We start from the raw sequence: 21,083 nt of genomic DNA, 5'->3' as shown, positions 1-21,083 counted from the left end.
CCGTTCAGCCGACCCGCTTGGCTGGGTTGTGATAGAGGTCGGCGAACATATCCGCCATCGCCTCTTCACTGGGTTCGTCCTGCATTTGCACACTGACCGCGCGGCTGACCAACTGATGACGGCGCGGCAGATGCAAGTCATCCGGGATCCGCGGCCCGTCGGTCAGGTAGGCGACCGGTAATTCATGGCTGATGGCAAGGCTCAACACTTCGCCCAGGCTTGCGGTTTCATCCAGCTTAGTCAGGATGCAACCGGCCAGCCCACAACGTTTGTAGCTGTGGTACGCAGCAGTCAGAACCTGTTTCTGGCTGGTTGTTGCAAGTACCAGGTAATTTTTCGACTTGATCCCGCGCCCGGCCAGGCTTTCCAGTTGCATGCGCAATGCCGGGTCGCTGGCTTGCAGGCCAGCGGTATCGATCAGCACCACGCGCTTGCGCAGCAGCGGGTCGAGGGCGTTGGCCAGGGACTGGCCCGGGTCGACGTGGGTCACCGGCACATTGAGGATCCGGCCCAGGGTCTTGAGCTGTTCCTGGGCACCGATGCGGTAGCTGTCCATGCTCACCAGCGCAATGTTATGGGCGCCGTACTTGAGGACATAACGGGCGGCCAGCTTGGCCAGGGTGGTGGTCTTGCCCATGCCGGCAGGGCCGACCATGGCAATCACGCCACCTTCTTCAAGGGGTTCGATTTCCGGGGTCTGGATCATGCGCGCCAGGTGCGCCAGCAACATGCGCCAGGCCTGGCGAGGCTCTTCTATGCCGGTGGTCAGTTCCAGCAAGTCGCGCGACAACGGGCCGGACAGGCCAATGCGTTGCAGGCGGCGCCAGAGGTTGGCCTGTTGCGGCTTGCTGCCTTGCAACTGGTTCCAGGCCAGCGAGCCCAACTGCACTTCCAGCAATTCACGCAGGCCATTGAGCTCAAAACGCATCGAGTCGAACACGCGCTGGTCAACCGCAGCGGCCGGTGCTGGCGCGGCGGGACGTGGCGGCTCGACAAAAGTCGGTTCGACGAGTGGCTCGGCCGCCGTCAGCGGCAGGCCGGCAAACAATTGGCGATTGGTGGTCGCATCGCTGTCGCCACGCATGCTCAGCTCGGCCTGGGCCGAGACAATACGCGAGGCGGTCTTGCGCAACTCGTCTTCGAGTTCCATGTTCGGCACGCGCGGCGCCAGGGCCTGGGGTTTGTAATCCAGGGCAGCCGTCAGCTCGACACCGCCGGCAATGCGACGGTTACCGATAATAGCCGCGTCGGCGCCCAGTTCATCACGAACCAGCTTCATGGCCTGACGCATATCGGCGGCGAAAAAACGCTTTACTTGCATAACCCACTACCTCAGCCGTTGGGCCCTACTGTCGCGACGATAGTCACTTGCTTATTGTCAGGAATTTCCTGGTAAGCCAAAACGTGCAAATTCGGTACTGCCAGGCGTCCAAACCGCGACAACATCGCTCGGACGGGGCCTGCCACCAGCAGAATCACCGGTTGGCCCTGCATTTCCTGGCGCTGTGCGGCGTCAATCAACGAACGCTGCAGCTTTTCAGCCATGCTTGGCTCCAGCAGGACGCCCTCTTCCTGGCCCTGCCCTGCCTTCTGGATACTATTGAGCAATATTTGTTCCAACCTTGGTTCCAAGGTGATCACAGGCAGCTCAGAGTCAAGCCCTACAATGCTTTGGACGATGGCGCGCGACAAACCGACGCGCACCGCAGCCACCAGCGCGGCAGTATCTTGACTCTTGGCGGCATTGTTGGCGATAGCCTCGGCAATGCTGCGAATGTCCCGCACCGGTACCTGTTCGGCCAAAAGCGCTTGCAGCACCTTGAGCAGTTGCGACAGCGACAACACCCCCGGCACCAGCTCTTCGGCCAGCTTTGGCGAGGCCTTGGCCAGCAATTGCATGAGTTGCTGGACTTCTTCGTGGCCAATCAGCTCGTGGGAGTGCTTGTACAGAATCTGGTTGAGGTGGGTCGCCACCACCGTGCTGGCATCGACCACGGTGTAGCCCAGGGACTGCGCCTGGCTGCGCTGGCTGACTTCGATCCACACCGCGTCCAGGCCAAAAGCCGGATCTTTGGCGGTTATGCCGCTGAGGGTGCCGAAGACCTGGCCGGGGTTGATCGCCAGTTCGCGGTCGGGGTAGATCTCGGCTTCGGCCAGGGTCACGCCCATCAGCGTCAGGCGGTAGGCACTGGGGGCCAGGTCGAGGTTGTCGCGGATATGTACGGTGGGCATCAAAAAGCCCAGATCCTGGGACAGCTTCTTGCGCACGCCCTTGATCCGCGCCAGCAACTGGCCGCCCTGGTTGCGGTCCACCAGGGGGATCAGGCGGTAGCCGACTTCCAGGCCGATCATGTCGATGGGGGTCACGTCATCCCAGCCCAACTCCTTGGTTTCCTGGGCGCGGGCCGGCGACGGCAGCAGGTCTTGCTGGCGCTCCACCTCTTTCAAGGCCTGGACCTTGATGGTGTTCTGCTTTTTCCAGAACAGGTACGCCCCGCCGGCGGCCAGCGCGGCCATGGTCAGGAACGAGAAATGCGGCATGCCCGGCACAATGCCCATGATCGCCATGATGCCGGCCGCCACGGCCAGGGCCTTGGGTGAGGCGAACATCTGGCGGTTGATCTGCTTGCCCATGTCTTCGGAGCCGGACGCACGGGTGACCATGATCGCCGCAGCTGTCGATAACAACAGTGATGGCAATTGCGCCACCAAACCGTCACCAATGGTCAACAGGGCGTAAACCTTGCCTGCATCGCCAAAGGTCATGCCGTGCTGGAAGATACCGACCGCCATGCCGCCGATCAGGTTGATAAACAGGATCAACAGGCCGGCGATGGCGTCGCCCCGCACGAACTTGCTGGCACCGTCCATGGAGCCATAGAACTCGGCTTCCTGGGCCACTTCCGAGCGGCGGGCCTTGGCCTGGTTCTGGTCGATCAGGCCGGCGTTGAGGTCGGCGTCGATCGCCATTTGCTTGCCGGGCATGGCGTCGAGGGTAAAACGCGCACTGACCTCGGAAATCCGCCCGGCGCCCTTGGTCACCACCACGAAGTTGATGATCATCAGGATCGCGAACACCACGATACCGACCACGTAGTTACCGCCGATCACCACCTCGCCGAAGGCCTGGATCACCTTGCCGGCGGCGGCGTGGCCGTCCTGGCCGTGCAGCATCACCACCCGCGTGGAGGCCACGTTAAGGGCCAGGCGCAGCAGCGTGGCAACCAGCAAAATGGTGGGGAAGACCGCAAAGTCCAAAGGCCGCAGCGCGTATACGCAAACCAGCAGCACGACGATAGACAGGGCAATGTTGAAGGTGAAGAACACGTCCAGCAGGAACGGCGGCATCGGCAACATCATCATTGCCAGCATGACCAACAGCAACAACGGCACACCCAGATTGCCTCGCGAGAGGTCCGTCAGAGTGCCACGGGCTGTGTTGAACATATTAGAGCGATCCACCGGTATTCCTCGTCACCTTGAAGCAAACTTTTGACGCCGAGAGGCGTCCTGAAGGCGGTATTGCAAGAAGCCTTCCAACTTTTGCTTCAGGGACGAGATCGTTCCCACGCAGGCGCGTGGGAACGATCATCAGAGTGGACGCACGTTTGATGCCTGCTTGCCTTTCGGACCTTCTACAACTTCATATTCCACCTTCTGGCCCTCCGCCAGCGACTTGAAGCCGTTGCTTTGAATGCTCGAGAAGTGCACAAACAGGTCCTCTCCTCCGGCGTCTTGCGTGATGAATCCAAAGCCCTTTGAATCGGTAAACCACTTCACCGTACCCGTTGCCATTGCCCTTCTCCCAAATCAGTGCCTGTTCCCGGTCTATCAAAGCGCGCTGCACGGGGGCTGACTACTGTCAAAGTTGACAGGTCGGAAGGGAGTTGGACGAACGGTAAGCACCTGTTCCGACGCCATCGCGGGCCAGCCCGGCTCCCACATTGGAATGCGATCAAATGTGGGAGCCGGGCTGGCCCGCGATGACGTCGAAAGAGGCAGCAGAAGACTCAAGAATCGCGCCGCAAATCCGGCGGAATCGGCAAGTCCTTGAGCGGATCCGGGCGTTTGCCCTTGCCCGCGCGGTATTGGCGAATCTGGTAGACATAGGCCAGCACCTGGGCCACCGCCAGGTACAACCCGGCCGGGATCTCGTGATCGAGATCGGTGGAATAGAAGATCGAACGCGCCAGCGCCGGCGATTCCAACAGCAGGATGTCGTTGGCCTGGGCGATTTCGCGGATTTTCAAGGCAGTGAAGTCGCTACCCTTGGCCAGCAACAGCGGCGCGCCGCCCTTCTCGGCGTCGTATTTGAGCGCCACGGCGTAGTGGGTCGGGTTGGTGATGACCACATCGGCATCCGGCACCGAAGCCATCATCTTGCGCTGGGACATGTCGCGTTGCAGTTGCCGGATACGCTGCTTCACTTCCGGCCGACCTTCCTGGTCCTTGTGCTCGTCGCGCACTTCCTGCTTGGTCATCAGCAGTTTCTTGTGGCTTTCCCACAGCTGGATCGGCGCATCCACTGCGGCAATCAGGATCAGGCCGCAGGCCATCCACAATGCGCTCCAGCCCACCAACTGCACGCTGTGGATGATCGCCAGCTCCAGCGGTTCATGGGCGATGCGCAGCAAGTCATCGATATCTGACTTCAACACCACCAGCGCCACGAACAGGATGATAAAAAATTTCGCCAGGGCCTTGAGCAGCTCTACCACAGCCTTGGCGGAGAACATCCGCTTGATCCCCGCACCGGGGTTCATCCGGCTGAATTTAGGCGCCAGGCTGCCGGCCGCAAACAGCCAGCCACCCAGGGAAATCGGCCCGATGATCGCCGCCAGGAGCAAGGTGATCAGCACCGGTTGCGCAGCGAGGATCGCGATCTTCCCCGAGTGCAGCAGGTAGATGCCCATGGCGCGCGGGTCCAGCAGCACATCCCGGGGCAGGGAGAAGTTGTGCTTCATGATCTCCATCAAGTCCTGGGCCAGGCCGCCGCCGTAGATCAGCAGGCCACCGGCACCGGCGAGCATCACCGCCAGGGTGTTGAGCTCTTTGGAGCGGGCAATCTCGCCCTTTTCCCGGGAGTCCTTTTTACGTTTCTCCGTGGGGTCTTCTGTCTTGTCCTGACCACTCTCGCTCTCGGCCATGGCTTAGCGCGCCCGTGCCAGATCACGTAAGAACTGCAAGGCGTCACTGGCCAGCGGTTGATACTGATTGAGAATGTCGGCCAGGCCGATCCAGAAAATCCCCAGGCCCAACACCAGGGTCAGCGGGAAACCAATGGCGAAGATATTCAACTGCGGCGCGGCGCGGGTCATCACGCCGAAGGCAATGTTGACCACCAGCAACGCGGTGATCGCCGGCAGTACCAGCAGCAACGCCGCGCCCAGCACCCAACTGAGGCGGCCGACCACTTCCCAGAAGTGATTGACGATCAGCCCCTCGCCCACCGGCAAGGTGGTGAAGCTTTCGGTGAGAATCTCAAACGCCACCAGATGGCCGTTCATGGCCAAAAACAGCAAGGTCACCAGCATGGTCAGGAACTGCCCGATCACCGCCACCGACACGCCGTTGGTGGGGTCGACCATGGACGCGAAGCCCATGCCCATCTGGATCGAGACGATTTGCCCGGCAATCACGAAGGCCTGGAAGAACAGGGTCAGGGAGAAGCCCATCAAGGCACCGATCAGGATCTGTTCGGCAATCAGCAGCAGCGCACTGAGGTCCAGGGCGTTGACCGGCGGCATCGCCGGCAGCGTCGGCACGATGACCACGGTAATCGCCACCGTGAAAAACAGGCGTACGCGCTTGGGCACCAGGGTCGTGCCGATCACCGGCATGGTCATCAGCAACGCGCCCACACGAAACAGCGGCAGGATGAACGCGGCCACCCAGGTGCTGATCTGGGTGTCGGTCAATGCCAGCAAGGACTGCATCAGGTCAGCCGATCAACTGCGGAATACTGCCGTACAGCTGCAGGATGTATTCCATGAAGGTCTGCACCAGCCAGGGGCCGGCCACGATCAGCGTGACCAGCATCACCAGCAAGCGCGGGAGGAAGCTCAGGGTCTGTTCGTTGATCTGCGTGGCAGCCTGGAACATCGCCACCAGCAAACCCACCAACAGGCTGGGCACCACCAGCACGGCGACCATCAGGGTGGTCAGCCACAATGCTTCACGAAACAGGTCGACGGCGACTTCCGGGGTCATGGCGCTATACCCCTCCGAAACTGCCGGCCAGGGTGCCGATAATCAGCGCCCAACCGTCCACCAGGACAAACAGCATGATCTTGAACGGCAACGAAATGATCAGCGGCGACAGCATCATCATACCCATGGCCATCAGCACACTGGCCACCACCAGGTCGATGATCAGGAACGGGATAAAGATCATGAACCCGATCTGGAACGCGGTCTTGAGCTCCGAGGTGACGAACGCCGGCACCAGGATCGTCAGCGGCGCCTGGTCCGGGCTGGCGATATCGGTGCGCTTGGACAGGCGTACAAACAGTTCCAGGTCACTGGAACGGGTCTGCGACAGCATAAAATCCTTGATCGGGCCCTGGGCCTTTTCCACCGCATCCTGGGCGGTCATTTTCTCCGCCAGGTAGGGTTGCAGGGCTTGCTGGTTCACCTTGTCGAACACCGGCGCCATGATAAACAGCGTCAGAAACAGCGCCATGCCGGTAAGGATCTGGTTCGACGGGGTCTGCTGCAGGCCCAGGGCCTGGCGCAGAATCGAGAACACGATAATGATCCGGGTGAAGCTGGTCATCAGCATGACGAACGCCGGGATAAAGCTCAGCGCGGTCATGATCAGCAGGATCTGCAGACTGACCGAATACTCCTGGGCCCCGGCCGCGTTAGTGCCCAGGGTGATCGCCGGGATCGACAACGGGTCGGCGCCGAACGCCAGGGGCGCGGCCAGCAACAGCATGAGCGCCAATAGAACGCGCATTACTTCTTATCCTTCTGGTCCTTGCCCATCAGCTCCATCAGGCGCTGGGCGAACTCCGGTGTGGCGGCCTCGGTCTGGGCCACGCTCACCGGATGCTTGAGCACGTGCAACGGGGTAATCCGGCCAGGGGTGAGGCCGAGCAGGATCTGTTCCTCGCCCACCTGCACCAGCACCAGGCGATCACGCGGCCCCAGGGCCCGCGACCCCACCAGCTCGATGACCTGGGCATGGCCCGGGCCAATGCGCTGTACCCGGCGCAACAACCAGGCGAGGGCAAAGATCAACCCCACCACCAGCAACAGGCCGAGCACCAACTGAGTCAGTTGCCCAGTTACGCTGCCGCCGCCGGCCGGCGCGGCGACCTGGGCCACCGGTTCAGCCGCGAAGACGCCCAGCGGCAGCGCCCACAACAGTCCCAGCAAGCGGCGACTCATCTCAGCGCAGCTTCTTGATACGTTCGCTGGGGCTGATCACGTCAGTCAGGCGGATGCCGAACTTCTCGTTGACCACCACCACTTCGCCATGGGCGATCAGCGTGCCGTTGACCAGCACATCCAGCGGCTCGCCAGCCAGGCGATCAAGCTCGATCACCGAACCCTGGTTGAGTTGCAACAGGTTGCGGATGTTGATTTCGGTGCTGCCCACTTCCATGGAAATCGACACCGGGATATCGAGGATCACGTCCAGGTTGGGCCCATCGAGCGATACGGGCTCATGGTTCTTCGGCACGCTGCCAAACTCTTCCATGGGCAGGCGGTTACCCACCGGCGCAGTGGCGGCGTCGGCCGCCAGCAAGGCGTCGATATCGTCCTGGCCTGCATCGCCAGTCTCTTCCAGGGCAGCCGCCCATTCGTCAGCCAGGGCCTGGTCTTCGGCGGAAGTGTTTTCGTGTTCGGTAGCCATTACATGTCCTCGGCGCAGCAAAAATCATCAATTAGGGGATGCATCAGCGACGGTTGATCGGCTCAACCACTTGCAACGCCAGGTTCCCTTTGTGGGAGCCGAGCTTGACCTTGAACGACGGCACGCCATTGGCGCGCATGATCAATTCGTCCGGCAGTTCGACGGGAATCACATCCCCCGGCTGCATGTGCAAAATATCGCGCAGGCGCAACTGGCGGCGCGCCACGGTGGCACTCAGCGGCACATCGACATCCAGCAAGTCTTCGCGCAGGGCCTTGACCCAGCGTTCGTCCTGGTCGTCGAGGTCGGACTGGAAGCCGGCGTCGAGCATCTCGCGCACCGGCTCGATCATCGAGTACGGCATGGTCACGTGCAGGTCGCCGCCGCCGCCATCGAGTTCGATATGGAAGGTGGAGACCACAATGGCTTCGCTGGGCCCGACGATGTTGGCCATGGCCGGGTTCACTTCCGAGTTGATGTACTCGAAATTGACTTCCATGATCGCCTGCCAGGCTTCCTTCAAGTCGATAAAGGCCTGCTCCAGCACCATGCGCACGACGCGCAACTCGGTGGGGGTGAACTCGCGGCCTTCGATCTTGGCGTGACGGCCGTCGCCGCCGAAGAAGTTGTCCACCAGCTTGAACACCAACTTGGCGTCGAGGATGAACAAGGCGGTGCCGCGCAACGGCTTGATCTTGACCAGGTTCAGGCTGGTAGGCACGTACAGCGAATGCACGTACTCGCCAAACTTCATCACCTGCACGCCGCCCACCGCCACGTCCGCCGAGCGGCGCAGCATGTTGAACATGCTGATCCGGGTGTAGCGGGCAAAACGCTCGTTGATCATCTCCAGGGTCGGCATGCGTCCACGGACGATGCGATCCTGGCTGGTCAGGTCATAACTTTTGACGCTGCCGGGCTCGGCAGCCATTTCGGTCTGTACCAGACCATCGTCGACACCATGCAACAGGGCGTCGATTTCATCCTGGGACAGCAGGTCTTGCACGGCCATGTCGTGATCCTACTGCAATACGAAATTAGTGAAGAGCGCCTGCTCGACCACGACTTTGCCCAGTTCTTTCTGGGCCACTTCCTGCACGCTGGCCGTGACTTTCTGGCGCAGCATTTCCTGGCCCACGGGGGTGGCCAGGCTATCGAAACTCTGCCCGGAGAACAGCATCACCAGGTTGTTGCGGATCACCGGCATATGCACCTTGAGCGCATCGAGGTCCGCCTGGTTGCGCGCCAGCAGGGAAATACTCACCTGCAGGTAGCGCTGGCGACCGTTCTGGTTGTAGTTGGCGACAAAGGCCGGGAGCATCTGCTCGAAAATTGCCGGTTGCTTGACGTTGCTGGCAGTCTCGGCCGCAGGTACCGGCTTGCTCTGGGCACTGTGCATAAAGTACCAGGTAGCCCCCACCGACACGCCGATGGCCAGTAACAAGGCCACGACAATCAGCAGGATCATCTTGAGCTTGCCCTTGCCTGCTGCAGGTGCTGTTGCTGCGTCGTCACTCTTCGCCATGCCAATAATCCGTCACTATTCGGGGTTTCATAGATCCACGGGAAGGCAAGAGCAAGTGTTATGCCAGAGTTGTCTGCGGTGAGGGGGAACGCGTCAATGTAGGAGCTGGCTTGCCTGCGATAGCGGTGTATCAGGCGCGAACTATGTCGCTGACACACCGCTATCGCAGGCAAGCCAGCTCCCACATTTTGATCGGCGCCAGTTTCAGGTCAGGCGTAGTAGTCCACGGCGCTGGAGCCGATGACGGACTGGGCTATCGGTGCCGCCACTTCGGTGACTTCGCCAGCCAGGCCCGTATCATGCCCGTCGCTGTGTCCGCCACTGCCGCTGACACCCCGCGCCTGGTTCTGCTGTTGTTCCTGGCCCTGGCCCTGCCAGCCACGGGACTGGTCGGACACGTTCACGTCGACCTGGCCCATGCCCTGCTGGGCGAACATCTCCCGCAGGCGCCCGGACTGGCTTTCCAGGGCCTCGCGCACGGCGGCATGGCCGCTCATGAAGTTCACCTGGGCCTGCTGATCGGCCGTCATGTTCACGCGGATATCCAGGCGCCCCAGCTCGGCAGGCTGCAATTGGATATCGGCAGACTTGAGGTTGGCGCTGGACAGGTACATGACCCGGTTCACCACTTCCTCGGTCCAGCCGCCCTGGTGCATGGCCAGTGGCTGGTTATTCAGTGGCAAGGCGTTGGCGGTCTTGGGCGTGGCAGCCTGGGTCAGGGCGGCCAGGCGATTGGCGAAGTCATCGACGCGGGTGTCGCTGCTCGCGCCCTTCAAGTCCTTGAGGCCGTCTTCGAGCAGGCCGCTAAAGGCCTTTTCGCCACCCTGGTCGGTGCTGTCCTTGGCCGCCTGCTGGTCGACCATGGTCGCCAGGCCGTTGCTGAAGTTCTGCGCGGCGGTAGGTTCGGCCTGGGTTGGCAGGTTCTTTTGCGTAGCCTGGCTGCTGGCGGACACATGACCGCCCTGCTCCATCGCCAGGCGCACAGCCGGCAATGAGTCCAGCGGGTCGGCTTCCGGGTCGAAGGCAGGTGCAACTTCTTCAGTGACCGGCGGCGTGGTCAGCAGCGGCGTGGCGACTTCCTCCACCACGGCGGTCTGAACCGCTACCGGTGCGGGTGTCACGGCCGCGATCAAGGCCGGATCGACCACCCCATCGACCGCTGGCGGCTGGGCTTGCGCCAGGTCCTTGTCGGTATTTTTATCGTCATCGCTGCTGGCTGGCGCGTCCGCCTTGGCGGGCGGCGTGGCAGGCAAAGTCTTGCCGCTATCGGCAACGGCTGGAGTGCCAGCGGCAGGCTTGTCGTTGCCGACATCCTTCTTCGCGCTGGTGTCGGTCGGCTTGTCGCGGCTGGGCTTGGGCGCCATATCCACAGCCTTGGCGGGGGGCGCCTTGGACTCCTTGGCGAACACCTGTGCAAAGCCTGGCGCTTTGGCCCGCGTGTCCGCGGCCGTTGCCTGCGCATTGGCGGGGGAAGCCTGCGGCTTGACCGCGGGAGCGGCCTGCAGGAGCGAGTTGGGGGCTAGAGGCATAAGTCAGGTCTCCGCTGCGCAGGGTCGAGGGCGCAGGCAGAAGATAGAGAGCAAAAGTCGGGCCAGCTTTTCCAACCAGCCCCGCCAACCCTAGAAGCGCTGGCGCTCCGACTCGTACAGCGGCTTGACCAACGCGAACTCGTGATCAATCTGGTCGACCAGATTGCCCAGGTCGCTAATCTCATTCTTGGCCGACTCGACCTCCAGGCGCTGGCACAGGCGCGCCAGGCGCACCGCACCGAGGTTGCCGCTGCTGCCTTTGAAGCTGTGGGCTATGCGCCCCAGCGCCTTGGCGTCATCGCGGGCCTTGCGCAAGGCTTCGACACGTTTTTGCGAGTCATCGAGGAAGGTGTCGAGCAAATGGGGATAGTCGCCCTCCATCACTTCCTGCAAACCCACCAACACTTCACGGTCCATATGTTTGTGCGTCACTTGTTCGCTCCTTGATCAAGAATCGGCGGATTATGCCAGAGCCACCCAGCAAAACTCCACGCACACACTGCGCCCGCCATCCGCCCAGCGTACATTGCTGCTCAGTTGCCGCACCAGGCTCAGCCCGCGCCCGGACAGGCGGTCGACATCCAGCGGGCGCGCCAGGACTTTTTCCACATCAAAGCCCGGGCCGCTGTCTTCGATACGCAGGCTCAGGCTCCCGCCCGCCTCGGTCGGCACCACGTCCAGGTGCACACGCACGTAGCCACTGCTCAACTGGTCGAGCCGCTCGTTGCGCTGGCGATAATAGCGGGCAAAGCCTTGCACATCGCGCTTGAGCTGGGAGTCCAGGCCCAGCACACCATGTTCCAGGGCATTGGAATACAGCTCGGCCATCACGCTGTACAGCGCCCCGCTCTGGCCGCGCAGGCCGTGGATTTCCAGGAGTAACTGCAACAGGTACGGCAACGGGTTGTAACGCTTGAGGGTCTCGGCCCGAAACTCGAAACTCACCGACCAGTCCAGCGGGCACGACTGCCCGCTGTCGGTGTACAGCAGGGTCGCCGGGTACAGGGGCTGCTCGGCCAGCAAACGGATCTCGACCATGCTGATATCGTCCCGCACCTGGCCACGGAACGCGGCCAGCGCCTGCTCGATCTCGACAAACAGGCGCTCGGGCTCGCGGTTGGCAGAAAACACCTGCTGCAAGCGCTCCACCCCAAACAATTGCTCGTTGGCATCAGCAGTATCGATCACGCCATCAGACAGCAGGAACACCCGGTCGCCCAAGGCCATCGGCCAGACCTCGGTGCGGTCATCAAAGGCCTCGGGGGCCAGCACGCCCAGCGGCAAATGCCGCGACACCAGCGGCGTTCGGCGCCCCGTGGCCACGTCATGCACATAGCCATCGGGCATGCCGCCGTTCCACACCTCCACCACCCGCCGCTGCACACTGAGGCACAGCAGCGTGGCGCAGCAGAACATGTCCACCGGCAGGATGCGCTTAAGCTTGGCGTTCATCTCCCGCAGGGTCTGCGCCAGGCCATAGCCCTTGGCGGTCATGCCATAGAACACCTCGGCCAGGGGCATCGCGCCGACGGCGGCCGGCAAGCCATGGCCGGTGAAATCGCCCAGCAACACATGCATATCGCCCGACGGCGTGTAGGCCGCCAGCAGCAGGTCGCCATTGAACAGCGCATAGGGCGATTGCAGGTAACGGATGTTGCGCGCGGCATTCAGGCAGCCGGAGTGGGCGACCTTGTCGAACACCGCCTTGGCCACCCGCTGCTCATGCAACAGGTAGTCATGGTGCCGGGCGATCTGGTCGCGCTGCTCAAGTACGGTGGCCTGCAACCGGCGCAGGCGGTCCATGGCATTGATCTTCGCCGCCAGGATGATCCGGTTGTAGGGCTTGGCCAGGAAGTCATCGCCGCCGGCATCCAGGCAGCGTGCCAGGGCTTCACTCTCACGCAGGGACGTGAGGAAGATGATCGGCACCAGCGCCTCGCCGGCCAACTGCTTGATCTGCCGGGCCGCCTCGAAGCCATCCATCACCGGCATCAAGGCATCCATCAACACCAACTGCGGGCGCTCGCGGGCAAATACCTGCACCGCTTGCGCGCCGTCACTGGCGGTGAGCACTTGATGGCCCTGGCCGCGCACGATGGTCGAGAGCAACAAAAGATCGGTAGCGCTGTCTTCAGCGATCAGCACGGTCAGGGTTTCGGGAGCCTGGGCGCTCAACTGATAGCAAACAGTTTGTCGAAGTTGGAGATCGCGAGGATCTTGCGCACGTCAGAGTTGCTGTTGATCACACGCACATCTGCCGCGTTACCCGCATGATCGCGCAGCAACAGGAGCATGCCCAGGGCCGAACTGTCGAGATAGGTGGCCTCTTTCAAGTCCACGATGTAGGTCTGGGGGACCTTGTAGAACCGCTCATAGGCATCACGAAAGGCCTGGTGACTGCCGAAATCGAACCGGCCCTTGATTGCGATCGTCAACTCCTTCCCATCCAGGGACACTTCTGACGCGACTGACATACGACTGCTTCCTTGTCGTGGGTAGGTGCAACAAGGTTTAGCAGGTGATCGCAGAGTGGGCAAGAAACGCAATCAAATGGGCGGCGCGCTTGGGTGGTGCGGGCTTGGCCTGATGCTGATCAGTCAAGCGAACGCAATGCTCAACGCAGTGAAGATCAAATGTGTGTGGCTTGCCTGCGGTGGCGGTGGATCAGGTGCCAGAAGTAGTGACTGGACTGCCGCTTTCGCGGGCAAGCCCGCTCCCACAGGGGATCTCACTGGGGCAGAGAATGTTGGCACCACCACAGATCAAGTGTGGGAGCGGGCTTGACTGACTGGCATTAGGGCAAGCCCTGGATAGCGGTTTATCAGAAACAAATGAGCGACTGATCCACCGCTAGCGCAGCATGAGCCTCTACACAACTCTTCGATGGTTCTTGGGTTGTATAGATACTCATAGCTATCGCAATTTTTGCCTGCCGGCGTGGCTAGTATTGATCCTGACGCGGCAGGCGCTGAGACAGTTCATCGAGCAGCTTTTGCTCGCGCTTGTCCTCCAGCGCCCGTGCTTCGTCGATGTAGCGCTGCACCAGCTTGCGCAGGCCTTCGACCCGGGCGTAGGCCTGTTGCCAGCCTTCGCGGGCCTTGTCCAGGTTGTTCTGGTGCCAGGCCAGGCTCTGGCGCTGCTGGCCGACGGCGCTTTCCAGCTGGTTGAGAAAGTGCTGGTAGTTCATCAGCCACTGCCCGGAAACCCCCTTGCTGCCGCGATCGATCCACTGCTGCTGGTATTCGCCCCGAAAGCGCTCCAGGTCGCCCAGCTTGCTCTCGGCCAGGCGTACCTGGCCCTGGAAATGCCCCAGGCGCTGGGCGGCGGTGCGTTCGGCGCTTTCGGCCATCTCCACCACGGGAGCAAGGCGCGCGGCGCGACTGGTTGCCATGGCCGATTAACCGCCAGGCGCAGGCGCGAACACCGAGGCCAGGTGCGCTTCGCTTTCGGCCATGCTGATGTTGTCGTTCAGGCCCTGGCGCAGGTAGGTCACCAGTTGCGGCTGCAGGGCAATCGCCAGGTCGGTCTCGCGGTCGCCGCCGGCCACATAGGCGCCGACGCTGATCAGGTCGCGACTCTGCTGATAGCGCGACCACAACTGCTTGAACTGCTGGGCGCGGGTCATATGCTCGGCGCTGACCACCGACGGCATGACCCGGCTGATGGAGGCCTCGATATCGATGGCCGGGTAATGCCCTTCCTCGGCCAGGCGCCGCGACAGCACGATGTGCCCGTCGAGCACGCCCCGCGCCGAGTCGGCAATCGGGTCCTGCTGGTCATCGCCTTCGGACAACACGGTGTAGAACGCCGTGATCGAGCCGCCACCGGCCTCGGCATTCCCCGCCCGCTCCACCAGCTTGGGCAGCTTGGCGAACACGGACGGCGGATAACCCTTGGTCGCCGGCGGCTCGCCAATGGCCAGGGCGATTTCCCGCTGGGCCTGGGCGAAACGCGTGAGCGAGTCCATCAGCAACAGGACATTCTTGCCCTTGTCGCGAAAATATTCGGCAATCCGCGTGCAGTACATGGCCGCGCGCAGACGCATCAGCGGCGCGTCGTCCGCCGGGGACGCCACCACCACCGAGCGCTTGAGGCCTTCTTCACCGAGGATATGCTCGATGAACTCCTTCACCTCACGGCCCCGCTCGCCGATCAGCCCGACCACGATGATGTCGGCCTCGGTAAAGCGCGTCATCATGCCCAGCAGCACACTCTTGCCCACGCCGGTACCGGCGAACAGGCCCAGGCGCTGGCCGCGACCGACCGTCAATAAACCGTTGATACAGCGAATGCCCACGTCCAGCGGCTGGCTGATGGGGTTGCGCTTGAGCGGGTTGATGGTCGGGCCGTCCATCGGCACCCAGTCTTCGGCCTTCATCCCGCCCTTGCCGTCCAGCGCACGGCCGGCGCCGTCGAGTACCCGCCCGAGCATGCTCATGCCCATCGGCAGGCGCCCGGTATCGGCCAGCGGCACGACCCGCGCGCCCGGCGCGATGCCGGCGAGGCTGCCGACGGGCATCAGGAAAATCTTGTTGCCGGAAAAGCCCATGACTTCCGCTTCCACCTGTACCGGGTGGTAACTGTCATCGTTGATCACCAGGCAGCGGCTGCCCATGGCGGCGCGCAGGCCTTCGGCTTCGAGGGTCAGGCCGACCATGCGCAGCAGGCGGCCTTCAAGGATCGGCTGGCCGGGCAACTCGGTGGCTTCGATATAACCGCCCAGGCGCTTGGCGAAGCTGGTGCGGTCAAGGCGCATCAGGCGCGTCCAGGTCGGTGCTCAGGTCGGGCGCCGCTGGGTGCAGGGCCTGTTCGTGCAACTGGTCGAACAGCTTGGCCATGATCTGCGTGATGCGCGTCTCGACCGTAGCATCGATCCGGCTGTGCTCGGTCTCGACCCGGCAACCACCGGGCTGCAACGCGGCATCCTCGACAATCCGCCAGGTTTCCTCATGGCGCTCGCGCAGGGCTTTGACCTGCTCGAAATCCTGCGGATTGATGTACAGCCGCACGTTGCCGACGCCCAGGGGCAGCAGCTTGAGGGCTTCGCGCATCACGCTTTCAATCTGGCTGGAGTCCAGCGCCAGTTCACGCTGGATAACCTGGCGAGTGATGTGTTCCACCAGGCCCACCATGGCTTTTTCCAATTGCGAGTCCTGCTCGGCAATCGGCGCAAACAGGCTGCCCATCAGGCGCTCCAGGCTGGCCAGTTTCACACTGAGGGCCGCGTCAGCTTCCTGGCGGACCTTGAGGGTGGTGCTGTGGAAACCTTCTTTCTCGCCAGTGGCAAAGCCTTCGTTGTAAGCCTCCTGGCGGATGCTTTCGAGCTCTTCGAGGGTCAGTGGCTGGACTTCGTCCAGGGGCACTTCTTCCATTTCCACCGGCACTTCTTCCACCGGCTCAGGCTCGGGCTCAGGCTTGTGCGGGTCGAAGCTGGGCAGCGACCAGACGTCGAACCCGCCGACGTCCCGGGCGCGAATTAGATCGCTGGGCGTCTCATCATTGTTCGACATGCGCTGGGCCTTAGATCATTTCTTCGCCGCCCTTCCCGCCGAGAACGATTTCTCCGGCTTCGGCCATACGGCGGGCAATGGTGAGGATTTCTTTCTGCGCGGTTTCCACGTCGCTGACGCGCACCGGGCCCTTGGCTTCGAGGTCGTCGCGCAACAGTTCGGAGGCACGCTTGGACATGTTCTTGAAGATCTTTTCCTTGACGCCCTCGTCCGAACCCTTGAGGGCCAGCACCAGCACATCGGAGGACACTTCGCGCAGCAACGCCTGGATGCCACGGTCGTCGACATCGGACAGGTTGTTGAACACAAACATCAGGTCTTCGATCTGCACCGACAGGGTGTCGTCGATCTCGCGGATCGAGTCCATCAACTGGCCTTCCACCGAACTGTCGAGGAAGTTCATGATGTCGGCCGCGCGCTTGATACCACCCAGGGTGGTGCGGGCCGCGTTGGAGTTGCCGGAGAACTGCTTCTCCAGGATCGTGTTCAGTTCTTTCAAGGCCGCCGGTTGCACGGTGTTCAACGACGAGACGCGCAGGATGATGTCCAGGCGCACCTTGTGGTCGAAATGGCCGAGTACTTCGCCGGCCTGGTCCGGGTCCAGGTAAGCCACGACAATCGCCTGGATCTGCGGGTGCTCGTAACGTATCACGTCCGCCACCGCCCGCGGCTCCATCCACTTGAGGCTGTCCAGGCCACTGGTGTTGCCGCCCAGCAGGATGCGGTCGATCAGGCCGTTGGCCTTGTCTTCGCCCAGGGCCGAGGTGAGCATCTTGCGGATATAGCTGTCGGAGCCGACGCCCAGGCTGGTCTGGTCGCCGACGATCTCGACGAACTCGCTCATCACCTGCTCGACTTGCTCGCGGTGCACGTTGCGCATCTGCGCCATGGCTACGCCGACCCGTTGCACTTCCTTGGGGCCCATATGGCGCAGCACTTGGGCCGCGTCGGTCTCACCCAGGGACAGCAACAGCACGGCGGCTTTGTCGACCCGGGTCAGCTTGGCAACAGAGGCTCGATTATCACTCATCTGCGTTGATCCACTCTTTCACGACCTGGGCCACACGACCCGGATCTTCTGCCACCAGACTTTTGATTGCATTCAACTGCGCGTCATACCCTTCGCTCGGGCTTGGCAGCAGAATGCTCTGCGGCCCGCCGAGGCTGACGCGGTCGTTGGCCAGTTCGCCATCCAGGCCGCCCATGCCACCCAACTCGACATCGCCGAACGGCGCCAACTGCTTCTTGCCGTGGCCGGTGATGTTGTTGAGCACAGGGCGCAGCACGCCAAACACCAGCACCAGGATGAACAACACCCCCAGCACTTGCTTGACGATGTCCCAGAACCAGGGTTGAGAGTAGAACGGAATATCGGCGATCACCTCGCCGCGCTCCAGGGAGAACGGCATGTTGATCACGCTGACGCTGTCGCCACGGCTGGCATCGAAGCCCACGGCGTCCTGCACCAGGCGGGTGAAGCGCGCCAATTCATCGGCGGTCCACGGCGCGCGGGTAGTTTCGCCGTTGGCGGCGTTGATCTTGACCTGGTCGTCCACCACCACCGACACCGACAGGCGGTTCAAGCGCCCTTGCTGTTGCTTGGTGTGGCTGATAGAGCGGTCCAGCTCGAAGTTCTTGGTGGACTGCTGACGCTTGTCGGCCGGGTATGGCGCGAGCATCGGCTGGCCGGTGGCCGGATCCATGATTTGCTGGCCGTTGGCGTCCAGCAGTGGCTGGCCCGGCTGCACGGCACTGGCGGTCGCGGCGGCGCCACCGGTGGTTTGCGGGGCACTGGCCGGGGCTGGCGGCTGATTGCTCAGGGCGCCGGGTACACCTTGCGGCGGACCATTGGCGGCGGTGCGCTGCTCGCTGGTCGATTGCTCGCTGCGCAGGGCCGGCTGGTCGGGGTTGAACTGCTCGGAAGTCGACTCGACGGCGCTGAAGTCCACGTCGGCAGACACTTCAGCCTTGTAGCGGTCGTTGCCCAGCACCGGTTGCAGGATGTTGTGCACACGCTGGGTGAGCATGCTTTCCATGCGGCGGCTGTAGTCGAACTGCTTGCCGGCCATGGTCAGCGCGGAGTTTTCCGCCTGGTCGGAGAGCAGGTTGCCCTTCTGGTCGACCACGGTGATCTGCGACTTGCTCAACTCGGGCACGCTGGTCGCCACCAGATTGACGATGGCCAGGACCTGGCCCGGCTCCAGGGAGCGCCCGGCAAACAGCTCGACCAATACCGAGGCGCTGGGCTTGCGCTCGTCGCGCACGAATACCGAGCTTTTCGGGATGGCCAGGTGCACACGGGCACCCTTGACGTTATTCAGGCTGGCGATGGTGCGCGCCAGTTCGCCTTCCAGGCCGCGACGGTAGCGGGTGGCTTCCATGAACTGGCTGGTACCCAGGCCCTGGTCTTTATCGAGAATCTCAAAGCCGATGTTGCCATCGGTCGGCGCCACACCCGCGCCGGCCAGCTTCAGGCGGGCACGGGCGACGTCGTCGGCCTTGACCAGCAAGGCGCCGGAGTTGGGTTCGATGGTGTAGGCGATATCGGAGGCGGCCAGGGTTTCCATGACCTGCTTGGCATCCATCCCCGCCAGGCTGCCATAAAGCGGCCGGTAATCGGGCTGCTGGGACCACAACACCACGGCAAAACCAATCGCCACGCTGGCAGCCAGGCCGACCATCAGGCCCACCTGACGCAACATGGTCATTTCGGAGAGGTTTTCCAGGAACGACAGGCCAAACAGCGGCGGCTTGCCGTCTGTCTTGGCGGGTACGTTATCCACGACTGCTTCTGCCATGACTTAAATCTCGTCCTTAAACCGGCATCTGCATGATGTCTTGATAAGCCTGAACCAGCTTGTTACGCACCTGGGTCAGAGCCTGGAAGGAAACGCTGGCTTTTTGCGAAGCGATCATCACGTCGGTGAGATCCACGCCGCTCTTGCCGATTTCAAAGGCCGTCGACAATTGAGTGGACGCCTGCTGGGTGTCGCTGACTTTGTTGATGGCTTGGCCGAGCATGTCGGCAAAGCTGCTTTGGCCCAATTCCGGCACTTGCGCGACGGATTTCGGCTGGGACATGGCGTCCATTTGCATGGAACGCATATCCAACATCAACCGATTGAACTCAACACCTTGGCTCATGAACTTCTCTCTCCGACGACCCGCAATTTTTTGACACTACGCAGCGGTTAGTACGGGTAGTAGCAACAAGGGTGCCAGCTCCCTGGCAACTCGTAAGAAAAGCCAACAAACCTTGTCAGCCAATGTGTATCTCAGCTGGCGAAAAGGAACGCTTCCACATCCATCCCGGCATCGCGCATTTGCGCCAGCTTGTAGCGCAGGGTGCGCGGGCTGATGCCCAGGCGCTCGGCCGCCTCTTTGCGCCGGCCACGCTCGGCGCGCAGGGTGTCGATGATCATCTGGAATTCACGGCGCCGCAGGTCGTCGCCCAGGCCACCGGCAGCCTCGGCCGGGGCGCTTTCCAGCGGGGCTGGGGCCAGGCTCGGCATCGGCGCAGAACCGGCGCCGACGGCCAGGCAGAAGTCCTGGGGCTGGATCAGGCCGCCCTGCTGCAAAATCAGCGCGCGCTGGATCGCGTTGTCCAGTTCGCGCACGTTGCCAGGCCATGGGTAACTGATCAGGCAGGCCTGGGCCTCGGCCGACAGGCGCGCCTGGGCGTGCTTCATTTTATTGACGTGCTTGCTCAGCAGGCGCTCGGCCAGTGGCACGATGTCGGCCGGGCGCTCACGCAGCGGGCGCCAGGCCAGCGGGAACACCGAAAGCCGGTAGAACAGATCTTCACGAAAGCGCCCCGCCGCCACTTCGCCGGCAAGGTCGCGGTTGGTGGTGGCGACCACGCGGATATCCAGCTGGATCGGCTTGCGCGCCCCCACCCGCTCCACTTCGCGCTCTTGCAGCACGCGCAGCAGCTTGGCTTGCAGGCCCAGGGGCATTTCGGAGATTTCGTCGAGCAGGATGGTGCCGCCATCGGCCTGCTCGAACTTGCCGGCTTGGGCGGCAATGGCGCCGGTGAACGAGCCTTTTTCATGGCCGAACAAGGTGGCTTCGAGCATGTTGTCGGGGATTGCCGCGCAGTTGATCGCGATAAACGGCTGGCTGGCCCGATGGGATTGCTGGTGGATGTAGCGCGCCAACACTTCCTTGCCGGTACCCGACTCACCAGAGATCAGCACCGTGGAGTCACTGCGGGCGACCTTGGCCGCCAGCTCGAGCAATTGCGCACTGGCCGGCTCGAAGGCGATCGGGCCCTCGCCGTCTGCCGCGCCCACCACGCCAAGCGCATGGCGCGCCACCAGCTCGATCAGCGCCCTGGGCTCGAATGGCTTGACCAGGTAGTCCGCCGCGCCCTGGCGCATGGCATCGACCGCGCGCTCTACCGCGCCGTGGGCGGTCATCAACAGCACCGGCAGTTGCGGTTGGCGTGCGCGCAGCAGGCCGAGCAACTGGTGACCGTCCATGCCGGGCATGTTGACGTCACTGACCACCAGGCTGAAGGACTCTTGCTCCACCGCCGCCAAGGCTTCCTCGGCCGAACCGACCGCCCGATAGTCATGGCCCGCCAACAGCAGCGTGTCAGCCAGTGCTTCACGCAGGGCGCGATCGTCTTCAACCAGTAAAACCTTGATAGCCATTTA

General features: G+C 62.6%; 22 protein-coding genes. All 22 read right to left on the bottom strand.

Features of this window, described 5'->3' with window-relative positions; all coding sequences use genetic code 11:
- Positions 1-4: 4 nt before the first annotated feature.
- The 22 genes from flhF to HBO19_RS04465 all read right to left on the bottom strand — a co-directional run bounded on the left by flhF (position 5) and on the right by HBO19_RS04465 (position 21,080).
- Entirely contained in the window at positions 5-1,321 is a 1,317-nt protein-coding gene (gene flhF, locus HBO19_RS04570; protein WP_029292553.1) for a flagellar biosynthesis protein FlhF, read from the bottom strand.
- Between the two features lie 11 nt (positions 1,322-1,332).
- Entirely contained in the window at positions 1,333-3,447 is a 2,115-nt protein-coding gene (flhA, locus tag HBO19_RS04565; protein WP_169955943.1) for a flagellar biosynthesis protein FlhA, read from the bottom strand.
- A gap of 144 nt (positions 3,448-3,591) precedes the next feature.
- Positions 3,592-3,795: a cold-shock protein gene (locus HBO19_RS04560; protein ID WP_169955942.1), complete on the bottom strand. Its 204-nt coding sequence runs from the start codon at positions 3,793-3,795 to the stop codon at positions 3,592-3,594.
- A 215-nt stretch (positions 3,796-4,010) separates the two neighbouring features.
- The gene (flhB, locus tag HBO19_RS04555) at positions 4,011-5,147 is read right to left on the bottom strand and encodes a flagellar biosynthesis protein FlhB (protein WP_169955940.1); all 1,137 of its coding nucleotides are present in this window, start codon (positions 5,145-5,147) and stop codon (positions 4,011-4,013) included.
- A 3-nt stretch (positions 5,148-5,150) separates the two neighbouring features.
- On the bottom strand, positions 5,151-5,936 hold the full coding sequence (gene fliR / locus HBO19_RS04550) for a flagellar biosynthetic protein FliR (protein ID WP_038446990.1): 786 nt from the start codon (positions 5,934-5,936) through the stop codon (positions 5,151-5,153).
- 4 nt (positions 5,937-5,940) lie between these two features.
- Entirely contained in the window at positions 5,941-6,210 is a 270-nt protein-coding gene (gene fliQ, locus HBO19_RS04545) for a flagellar biosynthesis protein FliQ (RefSeq protein WP_003192936.1), read from the bottom strand.
- Positions 6,211-6,214: 4 nt separating this feature from the next.
- Entirely contained in the window at positions 6,215-6,958 is a 744-nt protein-coding gene (fliP, locus tag HBO19_RS04540; protein ID WP_057438812.1) for a flagellar type III secretion system pore protein FliP, read from the bottom strand.
- The gene (gene fliO, locus HBO19_RS04535) at positions 6,958-7,392 is read right to left on the bottom strand and encodes a flagellar biosynthetic protein FliO (protein ID WP_169955938.1); all 435 of its coding nucleotides are present in this window, start codon (positions 7,390-7,392) and stop codon (positions 6,958-6,960) included. The genes fliP and fliO overlap by 1 nt, the downstream gene beginning before the upstream one ends.
- 1 nt (position 7,393) lies before the next feature.
- The gene (gene fliN, locus HBO19_RS04530) at positions 7,394-7,861 is read right to left on the bottom strand and encodes a flagellar motor switch protein FliN (RefSeq protein ID WP_029292534.1); all 468 of its coding nucleotides are present in this window, start codon (positions 7,859-7,861) and stop codon (positions 7,394-7,396) included.
- Positions 7,862-7,904: 43 nt separating this feature from the next.
- Entirely contained in the window at positions 7,905-8,873 is a 969-nt protein-coding gene (fliM, locus tag HBO19_RS04525; protein WP_029292532.1) for a flagellar motor switch protein FliM, read from the bottom strand.
- 9 nt (positions 8,874-8,882) lie between these two features.
- Positions 8,883-9,386 (bottom strand): flagellar basal body-associated protein FliL, encoded by a 504-nt coding sequence (fliL, locus tag HBO19_RS04520; protein WP_169955936.1) that lies wholly within the window; start codon positions 9,384-9,386, stop codon positions 8,883-8,885.
- A 209-nt stretch (positions 9,387-9,595) separates the two neighbouring features.
- A complete protein-coding gene (locus tag HBO19_RS04515; RefSeq protein WP_170056960.1) occupies positions 9,596-10,915 on the bottom strand; it encodes a flagellar hook-length control protein FliK in 1,320 nt (439 codons plus the stop codon).
- Between the two features lie 90 nt (positions 10,916-11,005).
- Positions 11,006-11,347 carry an Hpt domain-containing protein gene (locus HBO19_RS04510; RefSeq protein ID WP_169955932.1) on the bottom strand — a complete coding sequence of 114 codons (342 nt, stop codon included), beginning with the start codon at positions 11,345-11,347 and terminating at the stop codon, positions 11,006-11,008.
- Positions 11,348-11,377: 30 nt separating this feature from the next.
- Positions 11,378-13,090, bottom strand: a complete 1,713-nt coding sequence (locus HBO19_RS04505; protein WP_170056959.1) for a fused response regulator/phosphatase — start codon at positions 13,088-13,090, stop codon at positions 11,378-11,380.
- The gene (locus HBO19_RS04500) at positions 13,087-13,389 is read right to left on the bottom strand and encodes an STAS domain-containing protein (protein ID WP_169955928.1); all 303 of its coding nucleotides are present in this window, start codon (positions 13,387-13,389) and stop codon (positions 13,087-13,089) included. Before HBO19_RS04500 ends, HBO19_RS04505 begins: the two co-directional genes overlap by 4 nt.
- Positions 13,390-13,856: 467 nt before the next feature.
- The gene (gene fliJ / locus HBO19_RS04495) at positions 13,857-14,306 is read right to left on the bottom strand and encodes a flagellar export protein FliJ (RefSeq protein WP_057444567.1); all 450 of its coding nucleotides are present in this window, start codon (positions 14,304-14,306) and stop codon (positions 13,857-13,859) included.
- A gap of 6 nt (positions 14,307-14,312) precedes the next feature.
- Positions 14,313-15,671 (bottom strand): flagellar protein export ATPase FliI, encoded by a 1,359-nt coding sequence (gene fliI, locus HBO19_RS04490; protein ID WP_169955926.1) that lies wholly within the window; start codon positions 15,669-15,671, stop codon positions 14,313-14,315.
- Positions 15,661-16,425, bottom strand: coding sequence for a flagellar assembly protein FliH (gene fliH / locus HBO19_RS04485; RefSeq protein ID WP_169955925.1), 765 nt, complete (start codon positions 16,423-16,425; stop codon positions 15,661-15,663). Before fliH ends, fliI begins: the two co-directional genes overlap by 11 nt.
- Positions 16,426-16,435: 10 nt before the next feature.
- Positions 16,436-17,455 (bottom strand): flagellar motor switch protein FliG, encoded by a 1,020-nt coding sequence (gene fliG / locus HBO19_RS04480; RefSeq protein ID WP_029292514.1) that lies wholly within the window; start codon positions 17,453-17,455, stop codon positions 16,436-16,438.
- The gene (fliF, locus tag HBO19_RS04475) at positions 17,448-19,223 is read right to left on the bottom strand and encodes a flagellar basal-body MS-ring/collar protein FliF (RefSeq protein WP_170042618.1); all 1,776 of its coding nucleotides are present in this window, start codon (positions 19,221-19,223) and stop codon (positions 17,448-17,450) included. Before fliF ends, fliG begins: the two co-directional genes overlap by 8 nt.
- Before the next feature lie 16 nt (positions 19,224-19,239).
- Positions 19,240-19,569: a flagellar hook-basal body complex protein FliE gene (gene fliE, locus HBO19_RS04470; protein WP_169955921.1), complete on the bottom strand. Its 330-nt coding sequence runs from the start codon at positions 19,567-19,569 to the stop codon at positions 19,240-19,242.
- A gap of 131 nt (positions 19,570-19,700) precedes the next feature.
- Complete coding sequence (locus HBO19_RS04465) at positions 19,701-21,080, bottom strand: sigma-54 dependent transcriptional regulator (RefSeq protein ID WP_170056958.1); 1,380 nt, start codon at positions 21,078-21,080, stop codon at positions 19,701-19,703.
- Between the last annotated feature and the right edge of the window lie 3 nt (positions 21,081-21,083).

The organism is Pseudomonas sp. WS 5021 (assembly GCF_012985535.1).
Classification (GTDB): domain Bacteria; phylum Pseudomonadota; class Gammaproteobacteria; order Pseudomonadales; family Pseudomonadaceae; genus Aquipseudomonas.
Note: the sequence above shows the minus strand (reverse complement) of the source record. Positions and strands in the feature narration are given on the sequence as shown.